Genomic DNA, 11,740 nt, shown 5'->3' on the forward strand with positions numbered 1-11,740 from the left:
TTAGTCATAGTTTGTGCTAATGGAAAGGTATGATTATTCCAGATAAGCAAAAAACCCGTTGAAGCTTTTATACAACGGGTTTTTTCTTTAAAAGCGATATTATGAGTACAACTTATTTATTAGTGCTCAAACATCGCAGAAATTGACTCTTCATTACTGATACGCCGGATCGCTTCAGCTAACATACCGGACAAAGTGAGAGTACGAACTTTATTGAGCGCCTTAATCTCAGCAGACAATGGAATGGTGTCACAGACAACTACTTCATCAATCACCGAATTTTTAATGTTGTCTACCGCATTGCCGGAGAAAATCGGGTGAGTGGCATAGGCAAATACCCGTTTCGCTCCGCGTTCTTTCAATGCTTCTGCCGCTTTGCATAAGGTGCCGCCGGTATCGATCATGTCGTCAACCAGCACGCAGTCGCGGCCGGCGACATCACCGATAATATGCATCACCTGAGAAACGTTAGCGCGTGGCCGACGTTTATCGATGATGGCCATATCGGTGTCATTCAGCAATTTAGCGATAGCGCGTGCGCGGACAACCCCGCCAATATCCGGGGAAACAACGATAGGGTTTTCCAACTCTTTCTGTAACATATCTTCCAGCAGAATTGGGCTGCCAAATACGTTATCAACCGGAACATCGAAGAATCCTTGGATCTGCTCAGCATGCAGGTCAACGGTCAGTACGCGGTCTACACCAACGCTGGAGAGGAAATCCGCGACAACTTTGGCGGTAATTGGCACACGGGCTGAACGGACTCGACGGTCCTGACGAGCATAACCGAAATAAGGGATTACTGCGGTAATACGTCCTGCGGAAGCACGACGCAGCGCATCAACCATAACGACTAATTCCATTAGATTGTCGTTAGTCGGTGCACAAGTGGACTGGATGATGAAAATATCACCACCACGCACATTTTCATTAACTTGCACGCTGACTTCACCATCGCTGAAACGGCCGACAGCCGCGTCTCCAAGGTTGGTGTACAGGCGGTTGGCAACACGTTGTGCTAGTTCAGGAATAGCGTTACCAGCAAAAAGCTTCATATCGGGCACGAGAAAGACCTCAGGCTTGCGTCCAGAGAGATATTGTTGACCAATGTAAATAACAAATATTTATTCATTGGTTCAATAACACGGGTATCCCAGAGCGAAAACTGTGCAAAGGTGAATTGTTAACGCCACGCGCAACAAAACCCTGCAACCACTCAGGGGCTTGATTTAACACCTTACGGGCCGATGCTTCTGATTCAAACTCGCCGAATACACAGGCACCGGTTCCGGTCAGGCGTGACGGCGCGTATTCTAGCAGCCATGAAAGAAGCTGTTCAACCTTACGAAAACGTTTTCTTACAAGAGATTCACAATCATTTAGGTACGGAGCCTTTAATAATGCGGCCAGAGGGCGAATTGGCGTATCACGTTTTAATTCTGGATCTGTGAAGACGCGCAGAGTTGAGATTTCAATACCGGGATGCGCAACCAGATACCACTTTTCTGCCGGCTCTGCCATATGCAGAATTTCACCAATACCTTCTGCAAATGCGGCGTGTCCTTTGATAAAGACCGGCACATCAGCGCCAAGACCCACGCCAAGGGTTGCCAGTGTTTCGTCTGTGAAACCGGTTTGCCAGTGATAATTCAGCGCAATGAGTAAGGTAGCGGCATTAGATGAACCTCCGCCTAATCCACCGCCCATTGGCAGACGTTTGTTGATCTGGATATCAGCGCCTTTATGAGCAATCCCGGTATGATGTTTATCGCTGTAGGATTGCAATAGACGCGCGGCGCGAACGATCAGGTTGTTATCGTGTTCCACCCCCTCTACCGGCGTGAGTAAACGGATTTCATTGTCCTGACGAGGGATAATGGTAATTTCATCACCATAATCAAGAAATTGAAATAGCGTTTGCAACTGGTGGTAACCATCAGCGCGACGACCGGTGATATAGAGAAATAGGTTAAGTTTTGCCGGCGAAGGCCAGGTTAATGTCATTATTTTGTCGTCCAGTTATCCATTTTCAGTTTGATGCGACGATCACCCTGAATCAGTTCCAGGCGATTGGGAAGGGCGGGGGTTGTTGAGGTATCGTAGGATTGATAATTAACCTGCCATGTCGCGCCATGTTGCTGATAATTGACGGTTTTCAATAGATGGTTGGCATCAAGTTTAAAGTTTTTGGCATCACCGGGGAGACCTGTTATCCAATGCCGCAGATTATCTAGTGGAATATCCATATTGGTGAGTTGATAAATGATCTCTTCGGGGTTATCACTAAAATATTTTTTACCTTGGCTATCAGTTAATTGAGTCATGTCTGGCTGAACGATCAGCTCTAATTCAGTGCTGCCTAGCGGGTTAGTCAGTAATAAACGGTAGCGTTCAGGATGATATTGTCGCCAGAAAAAGCGGGCATAAACTTTTTTCTCATTAGACAGATAGGCAAAAGAGCCACGTGTTTGATATTGATTTAATTGCTGTAGCTGTTGGGTACGTGTTCGCCATTGGGGAGAATCTGCCGAACCGGTTCCGCCAGGTTGCGTTAATGTACAGGCGGTCAACAATAGACAAGAGAGCGGCAATAGACGGAATAGTGATAATTTTTGTATTGGTTTTGTCGGCACTGATTTTATCGACATTGGTTTTATAGGCATTGATTTCATCGGCAATCTCTGTTTAATAACGTGAAAACTTTTACGTCACTTAATAATGAAGAATGAACTATTAATCCAGTTAAATTTCAAAAAAATGTTCTGAATAATGATATCAGACACTGCTGATCGTCTTTTATTGATCTGAGGTATCAAGTAGAATGCACAGTTTATAAGAGTCCTTATTAAGGGTGATGATTTCATCAAATAGAATGTTTTTTACGATGAACTGTCTCTCTGCTGATAACTCAATGAAGTTGATATGACTTTGTTAGCACTTGGTATTAACCATAAAACGGCTCCTGTATCCCTGCGTGAACGGGTGACTTTTTCTCCGGGTACTATTGGGGAAGCGCTTGATAACCTTCTCCAGCATCCCCTGGTGAAAGGGGGGGTTGTATTGTCAACGTGTAATCGTACCGAGCTTTATCTCAGCGTAGAACAGCAAGATAATCTGTATGAGCAGTTAATTGACTGGTTGTGTGGATATCATCAGCTAAATCCCAGAGATCTAAGATCCAGTATTTACTGGCATTGTGATAATGAAGCTGTCAGCCACTTGATGAGAGTGGCGAGTGGGCTGGACTCGTTGGTGCTGGGAGAACCTCAGATTCTTGGGCAAGTGAAGAAAGCATTTGCCCAGTCGCAGCACAGCCGCTCTTTATCGAGTGAACTGGAGCGACTGTTTCAGAAATCATTTTCTGTCGCTAAGCGCATAAGAACGGAAACAGAGATTGGTTCGAACGCAGTTTCTGTGGCGTTTGCTGCTTGTACCCTGGCGCGGCAGATTTTTGAATCACTTTCTGAACTAAATATTTTGTTGGTCGGCGCCGGAGAAACGATTGAACTGGCGGCTCGTCATTTGAAAGAGCATCGTGTGCGCCATATGATGATTGCTAACAGGACGAAAGAGAAGGCACAAGTGTTGGCTGATGAAGTTCAGGCGGAAGTGATCACTTTGCCTGAAATCGACACACGTTTAGCAGAAGCTGATATTGTTATCAGCTCGACTGCCAGTCCTTTGCCTATTATTGGTAAAGGGATGGTTGAACGTGCATTAAAGTTACGTCGTAACCAACCGATGTTGCTCATTGACATCGCGGTTCCCCGTGATATAGAGCCTGACGTGGAAAAATTGAATAACGTCTATCTCTACAGTGTTGATGATTTACAAGCGATTATTCAGCAGAATCTCGCGCAGCGCAAAGCGGCGGCGGTTCAGGCTGAATGTATTGTTCAGCAGGAAAGCCGTTATTTTATGGACTGGTTGCGTTCGCAGAGCGCAGTAAATTCAATCCGTGAGTATCGTAATCAGGCAGAACGAGCGCGGGCTGAAATGACAGCTAAGGCACTGGCTGCTATCAATCAGGGAGCTGATGTAGAACAGGCGGTTAATCAATTGACTCATCAATTGGTGAACCGTCTGATACATGCTCCTACCAAATCACTCCAGCAAGCAGCCAGTAATGGTGAGCTGGAGCGCCTTAATTTATTACGTGACAGCCTGGGGCTGGAACATAATTAACCATATCTCGGAATAGGGTCTAAAACCAAGAATGAAGCCTTCTATTGTTGCTAAATTGGAAGCATTGCAAGAACGTCACGAAGAAGTTTTGGCTCATCTCGGTGATGCCGATGTGATTGCTGATCAGGAACGTTTTCGTGCTTTGTCGCGGGAATATGCTCAACTGACTGATGTGACGAGCTGTTTTAAGGTTTGGCGTGCTGTTCAGGATGATCTTAAAGCAGCCGAAATCATGCTTGATGACCCTGAAATGCGGGAAATGGCACAGGAAGAGATCAGGGACGCCAAGGTTCGTAATGAAGAGTTAGAACAACAACTACAATTATTGCTGTTGCCAAAAGATCCTGATGATGAGCGTAACTGTTTTCTTGAAGTACGTGCGGGAACCGGTGGTGATGAAGCGGCTATTTTCGCCGGGGATCTGTTTCGTATGTACAGCCGTTATGCGGAATCCCATCGTTGGAAAGTTGAAGTTATCAGTGCTAATGATGGTGAGCATGGTGGGTATAAGGAAATTATCGCTAAAGTTTCCGGCGAGCAGGTTTATGGTCACTTAAAATTTGAATCGGGTGGTCATCGTGTTCAGCGTGTGCCGGAAACCGAATCGCAAGGGCGCATTCACACGTCTGCTTGTACCGTCGCGGTTTTGCCGGAGGTCCCGGAAACGGAGTTGCCCGATATCAGCCCAGGTGATTTACGTATTGATACGTTTCGTTCCTCCGGGGCAGGCGGTCAGCACGTCAATACCACAGATTCCGCTATTCGTATCACTCATATTCCAACCGGTATTGTGGTTGAGTGTCAGGATGAGCGCTCTCAGCATAAAAACAAAGCGAAAGCGATGTCCGTATTGGCCGCGCGTATTCATGCGGCGGAAGTTCGTAAGCGTCAAGAGGCCGAGGCGTCTGAGCGCCGTAACTTGTTAGGCTCCGGTGACCGTTCAGATCGCAACCGCACTTACAATTTTCCCCAAGGGCGAGTGACGGATCACCGTATTAACTTGACGTTATACCGCCTTGATGAAGTGATGGAAGGCAAATTGGATATGCTTGTTCAGCCAATCGTTAATGAATATCAGGCTGATCTCTTATCGGCTTTGTCAGAGCAAGATTGATGGATTATCAATCTTGGCTTAAACAAGCCGCAATACAGTTATCGGCAAGTGACAGTCCTAAACGAGACGCGGAAATTTTGTTGGGGTTTGTCACTCGCCATGCCCGGACTTACCTATTGGCGTTTGGTGAAACGCAGCTAGCTTCGGCGCAGTTCAGCCAGCTTGAGGCTTTACTCGCTCGCCGGGTGAAAGGTGAACCTATTGCCTACATCACCGGTGAGCGTGAATTCTGGTCATTGCCATTAAATGTCTCTCCCGCCACGTTAATCCCGCGTCCTGACACTGAATGTCTGGTGGAAAAGGCGCTTGAACGGTTATCGTCGACGCCTTGCCGCATTTTGGATTTGGGAACGGGAACCGGCGCAATTGCACTGGCGATCGCTAGTGAGCGTCCTGATTGCCGGATTACCGGGGTTGATATCAATCCTGATGCGGTCATGTTGGCGCAGGGCAATGCTGAAAAACTCAAAATACAAAATGTGGATTTTTGGGTAAGCGATTGGTTCTCTTCGTTGAATAATCAACAGTTTGGTATGATTGTCAGTAATCCGCCTTACATAGATGAAACCGATCCACATCTGTCTCAGGGTGATGTTCGGTTCGAGCCGGATAGTGCGTTAATTGCGGCAAAACAGGGAATTGCTGATCTGAATACCATTATTGATCTGTCTCGCCATTTTTTGTCGCCTGGTGGATGGTTGTTATTGGAACATGGTTGGAAACAGGGAAATGTTGTAAGAAGCCTGTTTTCTGAGAGTGGTTATCAGCAGGTGGCTACTTTTCAGGATTATGGCGGTAATGAGCGAATAACACTGGGTCAGTGGAAAAGTGATGAAAGCCATAGCTGATTATGAATTTAATGATGCATCGTTAAGTAGCGGTATCCTGTTAATTTCCAGAACCTTGCGTGCTGATTTTCCTCAGCGTTCAGTGGAAATGCAGCTTCAAGCATTGATTGATGAGGCCAGACGTGAAATATCTCCGCAGCTAAATATAGAAGAACGACTGGAAAAATTACTGAGGCTTTTTTATCAAAGCTGGAAATTCGGCGGCGCCAGTGGTGTTTATTGCCTGTCAGATACATTATGGCTGGATAAAGTATTGCAAACCCGCCGAGGTTCCTCTGTTGTTTTAGGGGCAATTCTTATTCATATTGCTCAGGCTTTAGAACTGCCGTTTATGCCGGTTATTTTTCCGACGCAGTTGATTTTGCGTGTTGATTATCCAGATAACACGGCGAAGTTTATTAATCCAATCAATGGGGAAGCGCTAACTGAACGTGTGCTTGATGTATGGCTTAAAGGTAATATTAGCCAGACAGTGGAATTAGCAGCAGATGATTTGCAAGGAGCTGATAACGCCAGCATTATACGTAAAATGCTGGATACGATAAAAGTCGCATTAATGGACGAAGGACAAATGGAATTGGCGCTGAGGACGAGTGAAGCTGTGCTGATGTTTGATCCCGATGACCCCTATGAAATACGTGATAGAGGGCTGATTTATGCGGAACTTGACTGTAATCATATTGCGATTTCTGATTTAAATTATTTTGTGGAGAACTGCCCGGAAGACCCGGTGGCGGAAATGATCAGAATGCAAATATACGCTATTAAGCAGCAAGGCATTGTTTTACACTAAAATATTGTTTTGTATTGAAATACTGCTTTGCATTGAGATATTGTTTTGCACTGATTTATTTCATTAATTTATTGGTCCTTAACGGAAGGTATAAGTATGCAACAGAAAGTGGTTCATATTGGTGATATCAAGGTCGCTAATGATCTACCGTTTGTTCTCTTTGGTGGTATGAATGTCCTTGAGTCACGGGATTTGGCCATGAGTATTTGTGAGCACTATGTCACAGTGACACAAAAATTGGGCATTCCTTATGTTTTCAAAGCCTCCTTTGATAAGGCAAACCGATCATCAATTCACTCTTACCGTGGTCCCGGTCTGGAAGAGGGAATGAAGATTTTTCAGGAGTTGAAACAGACTTTTGGTGTGAAAATTATCACTGACGTGCATGAACCGGCACAGGCGCAGCCGGTGGCGGAAGTGGTTGATGTCATCCAACTGCCGGCATTCCTGGCGCGTCAGACTGATTTGGTTGAGGCAATGGCGCGTACCGGCGCGGTGATTAATGTTAAAAAACCCCAATTTATTAGCCCAGGTCAGATGGGGAATATTGTGGAAAAATTCAAAGAAGGCGGCAACGATCAAGTGATCTTATGTGACCGTGGCAGCAACTTTGGTTATGACAATTTGGTGGTGGATATGCTGGGCTTCAATGTTATGGCTCAGGCAACGGGGGGGCATCCGGTAATTTTTGATGTCACTCATTCACTGCAATGCCGCGATCCATTTGGCGCTGCGTCTGGTGGTCGTCGCGCTCAGGTTGCTGAACTGGCGCGTGCGGGAATGGCGGTCGGTATTGCCGGCTTGTTCCTTGAAGCTCATCCTGATCCAAAGAATGCGATGTGTGATGGTCCATCAGCATTGCCGTTGGCAAAACTTGAGCCATTCTTGAACCAGATGAAAGCCATTGATGACGTGGTGAAAAGCTTCCCTCAACTGGATACCGATAAATAAAATGGCTTTTTGATGTCATGACATCAAATGATGACGAGATTTTGTGATAAATAAATTAATGGCGCTGGTTTACACAGCGCCATTAATTTATAGGGAAAAAAGTATTGGAAAAAGAGTTAGCAAGTTTTTGTCTGGTAATTTCAGCTATCCATTTTGCCATTGAAATTTAACTCTGCCATTGCTCGTGGCAATGTCGCATGGAAACTAAGGTGATTTTCAACCAATGGTATCCTGGCTCTGGCCAGTGTTTTTAAAGGCTGAAATGGAATATCACAAACAGCAATATATTTATCCTTACCCACTTCATCGATAAAGCGTTGGAAAGCGTGCATCCCACCGGCATCCAGCACGGGAACGGCATCCCATTGCATAAGGATCGTCTGATAACGGGTACTTTCTTCCTTTAATTCTGTAAATATACGTTCAGCGGCGGCAAAGAATAGCGGGCCATTGATACGGACAACCAGCAGACCTTTATCGACATTTGTTTGCGGCAATTGACTGATGCGAGTCATATTGGCTATTCGGCGCATAAACAGCAGTGAAGCTAATACGATACCGATCGTAATGGCAATAATCATATCAAACAGAACTGTGAGCGACATGCAAAGTACCAGCACAATAATGTCATCCTTTGGCGCACGGCGCATGAGGTCGATAACTTTATGTATTTCGCTCATATTCCAGGCGACCATGAGCAACAGGGCGGACATGGCGGCCAGAGGAAGATAGGAGAGCATGGGGGCCAATGCCAGTAAAGTCAATAATACGAGCAGAGAATGAACAATGGCTGAAATCGGCGATGTCGCGCCGGCTCTGATGTTGGCGGCTGAACGGGCGATTGCGGCGGTAGCCGTAATGCCGCCGAAAAATGGTACGACTATATTTCCTAATCCTTGACCAATCAATTCACTGTTTGAGTGATGCTTTTTACCGGTCATACCATCCAAAACCACAGCGCAAAGCAGTGATTCAATAGCGCCTAACATTGCCATTGAGAAGGCGGCGGGTAATAGGGCTGAAATTGTCGCCCAATTTATATCAATTTGAGGTGAACCCATATCAGGTAAATGCCACGGTAAAACAAATTGCGGCAGGATGGGGGGAATGCCTTGCCCTTGAGTACCATCATTCAAAATATAACTAAACTCGGAACCAATAGTAGCAACATGTTGATCGAATAAGTTCATGATCCCCATCACGGCGGTTCCTGCAATGAGAGCGGGAAGATGCCCGGGTAATTTCAGCCCAAGCTTAGGCCAATAAATCAGAATGGCGAGTGTCGTCAAGCCAATCAGCGTATCACTCAAATACAGCGTTGGCAGCGCTTGAAACAGAGCCGCAACCTTATTGATATAATTCTCTGGCATATGTTCCAATTGCAGGCCGAAAAAATCTTTTACTTGCATGGTTGCGATAGTAATCGCGATTCCAGAAGTAAAACCGAGTGTGACAGGGAGGGGAATATATTCGATCAATTTACCAAAGCGGGCTAATCCCATCACCAACAAAATAATGCCTGACATTAATGTTGCAATGAGCAAACCGCTCAGGCCAAATTGTTGAGAGACTGGGTAAAGAATGACAACGAAAGCGGCGGTAGGGCCGGAAACACTATAGCGTGAGCCGCCGGTTATCGCGATTATCATCCCGGCGATAGCGGCGGTGTAAAGCCCATATTGTGGCGCGACGCCACTCCCGATTGCTAGCGCCATAGCGAGCGGAATGGCGATAATACCGACAGTAATACCGGCGATAATATCTTTAGTTAAACGAGTAAAAGAGTAAGGTTCTTTCCAACAAGCATCAATTACAGCACTAAACGGCCGTATACCGTTCATTCTACGAGTTTTCATCTGTGCATAAACCAAAAATATAGAGGGAAAAAGCAATAAGGTTGTTACAACCAAATTGCAAACTGAATTGTAAAAATAGTGCTTTTAGTTCAACGCGATAGCGCTATAGATCAAAATTAATGTTAATAGCTTAACGTCAGGAAAGTGAAAAGTAAAAGGGAGAATAATGTTCTTATTACCATAAAATAGGCTGAAACCGATTCTATTAAGTATCTATTCTTATTGGTAAATATTATTGAATTAACTTCATAAAGAATTTAATTAATATTTTTAAACTTGAAGCTATATGTTTGTTCTATTAATCATAAAATTATAATGTTTTATCTTTATAATAAATTAACAGAATTAATTGCAGTTTTTAATTGTTATTGTTAGGAAATTAAATAATTAATTATGCATTCACCACATATATTGATTATGACTGGATTAAATTAGACATATTGGATATTTTTACGCATGATGGTTTTCATTTAATTTTTGGGTGTAATTTAACCAATGCTTTGATATCGCTTAAATATTAGATTAATAATTTGACAGGCTTAAGAACTCCTCCTATTATTTAGGGTGACTTATAGAATTAGATGGATTAAATGCGTTTAAAATAGGTAAGCTAAAAATATATGTGTTAAAAGTATATGTGTTAAAAGCATATAAGGTAAAAATGTTTTTTTGTTTAGATGATATTTATTCTGAATGCTTTATTTAAAGTAGGGATTACTGTTGGAAAATATCTTTTAGATAAGGTGGGAATATTTAAATGCATAAATATAACAGCAAGATACTTATTATTGGCTCATCAAGTGAAATAGGGAGTGCAATTTTCCGGCATGCGGTTGCGAGCGGTTATGAAGTATTAGGTACCTCACGTAGACCGCAGAATGAAGAAATTCATTTAGATGTTATGTCGGATAACAGTGTTAGAGAAGCCATTAGCATGGCAATTGACAAGATGAAATGTATTGACGCGGTTATCTATACGCCGGCAATGTCATTGGATGGTTTATTGCATGCTCAGGATATTGAGGGTTGGCATGATGTTTTTAATGTCAACTTGTTTGGCGCAGCAAGAGTAGCAAAATATTTGCTGCCACATTTTATGAAGAATCGTAATGGCGTGATACAATTTATATCTTCTACAGCGAGTTTACGTGGGGAAACAGGCGCCACCGCTTATTCTTGTTCGAAAGCAGCCATGAATGCATTGGTAAAAAATATCTCTAATGACTATGGTCGTTTTAATGTTAGGGCTTACACTGTCATGCCGGGATATGTTGACGGTGGTATGTTGCGGCATATTTCTCCGGAAAAGAAGATGGAATTCGCCAGAAGCACCGCATTAAAACGAATAGCAGATGTTGATGAAATTGCCCGTTTTTGTGTGGGGACATTGAGTACATCAACCTATATCACAGGAACATCTCTTTGCATTGATGGGGGATTAGGTGGTTAATTGTTGCTGACAGTTAATCAGAGTACGTTTTGCGATGTATGTATGGGGTGAGTGTAGCCAATAAAGAGGCAACTTGAAAGATAATGGGTATATACCCTATGGATTTCAAGATGCATCGCGACGGCAAGGGAGTGAATCCCCGGGAGCATAGCAAACTATGTGACCGGGGTGAGCGAGTGCAGCCAACAAAGAGGCAACTTGAAAGATGACGGGTATAGGCGTCATTGGGGATATAATATGGATAATATTGATATGGTTAATGAAGAATTAGCAAGTATTTTAGTGAATGTCGCTGAGTTAGACTCCGATTTTAAAATAACTTCGAATAAATTGTTGAAAAGTGATCTCGGCATTGACTCATTAAAACTAATTGATGTCATTTTGTCAGTTGAGCGAACCTTTGGCAAAGAGATTTCTGAAGATGCGCTTGCCCGTATTCAAACTGTAGGTGAGTTATGGGAGGAAATAAAAAATAACCTGCAATGATCGGGTTGACTTAACCAATAATTAAAAACTCTCTATTTTTCAAATAATAAGTTG

11 protein-coding genes are annotated in these 11,740 nt (G+C 43.8%); 7 read left to right on the plus strand and 4 right to left on the minus strand.

Annotation, left to right across the window (positions count from 1 at the left end; translation table 11 throughout):
• Positions 1-119: 119 nt before the first annotated feature.
• From prs to lolB, 3 genes are all read right to left on the minus strand, one after another.
• The gene (gene prs, locus Phpb_RS22865; RefSeq protein WP_011146321.1) at positions 120-1,067 is read right to left on the minus strand and encodes a ribose-phosphate diphosphokinase; all 948 of its coding nucleotides are present in this window, start codon (positions 1,065-1,067) and stop codon (positions 120-122) included.
• Between the two features lie 64 nt (positions 1,068-1,131).
• Complete coding sequence (ispE, locus tag Phpb_RS22870) at positions 1,132-2,007, minus strand: 4-(cytidine 5'-diphospho)-2-C-methyl-D-erythritol kinase (RefSeq protein ID WP_065392368.1); 876 nt, start codon at positions 2,005-2,007, stop codon at positions 1,132-1,134.
• Entirely contained in the window at positions 2,007-2,651 is a 645-nt protein-coding gene (gene lolB, locus Phpb_RS22875) for a lipoprotein insertase outer membrane protein LolB (protein ID WP_082302665.1), read from the minus strand. The genes ispE and lolB overlap by 1 nt, the downstream gene beginning before the upstream one ends.
• Positions 2,652-2,925: 274 nt before the next feature.
• On the opposite strand from lolB, the gene hemA reads away from it, so the two are divergent.
• The 5 genes from hemA (at position 2,926) to kdsA (ending at position 7,894) form a co-directional block, all read left to right on the plus strand.
• Complete coding sequence (gene hemA / locus Phpb_RS22880) at positions 2,926-4,188, plus strand: glutamyl-tRNA reductase (protein ID WP_065392369.1); 1,263 nt, start codon at positions 2,926-2,928, stop codon at positions 4,186-4,188.
• A 31-nt stretch (positions 4,189-4,219) separates the two neighbouring features.
• Positions 4,220-5,302: a peptide chain release factor 1 gene (gene prfA, locus Phpb_RS22885; RefSeq protein WP_065392370.1), complete on the plus strand. Its 1,083-nt coding sequence runs from the start codon at positions 4,220-4,222 to the stop codon at positions 5,300-5,302.
• Complete coding sequence (prmC, locus tag Phpb_RS22890; protein WP_065392371.1) at positions 5,302-6,150, plus strand: peptide chain release factor N(5)-glutamine methyltransferase; 849 nt, start codon at positions 5,302-5,304, stop codon at positions 6,148-6,150. Before prfA ends, prmC begins: the two co-directional genes overlap by 1 nt.
• Positions 6,134-6,943 (plus strand): invasion regulator SirB1, encoded by an 810-nt coding sequence (gene sirB1, locus Phpb_RS22895; protein ID WP_065392372.1) that lies wholly within the window; start codon positions 6,134-6,136, stop codon positions 6,941-6,943. The genes prmC and sirB1 overlap by 17 nt, the downstream gene beginning before the upstream one ends.
• A 96-nt stretch (positions 6,944-7,039) precedes the next feature.
• Positions 7,040-7,894 carry a 3-deoxy-8-phosphooctulonate synthase gene (gene kdsA / locus Phpb_RS22900; protein WP_065392373.1) on the plus strand — a complete coding sequence of 285 codons (855 nt, stop codon included), beginning with the start codon at positions 7,040-7,042 and terminating at the stop codon, positions 7,892-7,894.
• Between the two features lie 140 nt (positions 7,895-8,034).
• On the opposite strand, the gene dauA is transcribed toward kdsA, so the two are convergent.
• A complete protein-coding gene (gene dauA / locus Phpb_RS22905) occupies positions 8,035-9,750 on the minus strand; it encodes a C4-dicarboxylic acid transporter DauA (protein WP_065392374.1) in 1,716 nt (571 codons plus the stop codon).
• Positions 9,751-10,507: 757 nt separating this feature from the next.
• On the opposite strand from dauA, the gene Phpb_RS22910 reads away from it, so the two are divergent.
• Both Phpb_RS22910 and Phpb_RS22915 read left to right on the plus strand, forming a co-directional pair.
• Positions 10,508-11,200: an SDR family NAD(P)-dependent oxidoreductase gene (locus tag Phpb_RS22910; RefSeq protein ID WP_065392375.1), complete on the plus strand. Its 693-nt coding sequence runs from the start codon at positions 10,508-10,510 to the stop codon at positions 11,198-11,200.
• A gap of 237 nt (positions 11,201-11,437) precedes the next feature.
• Positions 11,438-11,686 (plus strand): acyl carrier protein, encoded by a 249-nt coding sequence (locus tag Phpb_RS22915; RefSeq protein WP_049581814.1) that lies wholly within the window; start codon positions 11,438-11,440, stop codon positions 11,684-11,686.
• Positions 11,687-11,740: the final 54 nt, after the last annotated feature.

Source organism: Photorhabdus namnaonensis (genome assembly GCF_001684335.1).
Taxonomy (GTDB): domain Bacteria; phylum Pseudomonadota; class Gammaproteobacteria; order Enterobacterales; family Enterobacteriaceae; genus Photorhabdus; species Photorhabdus namnaonensis.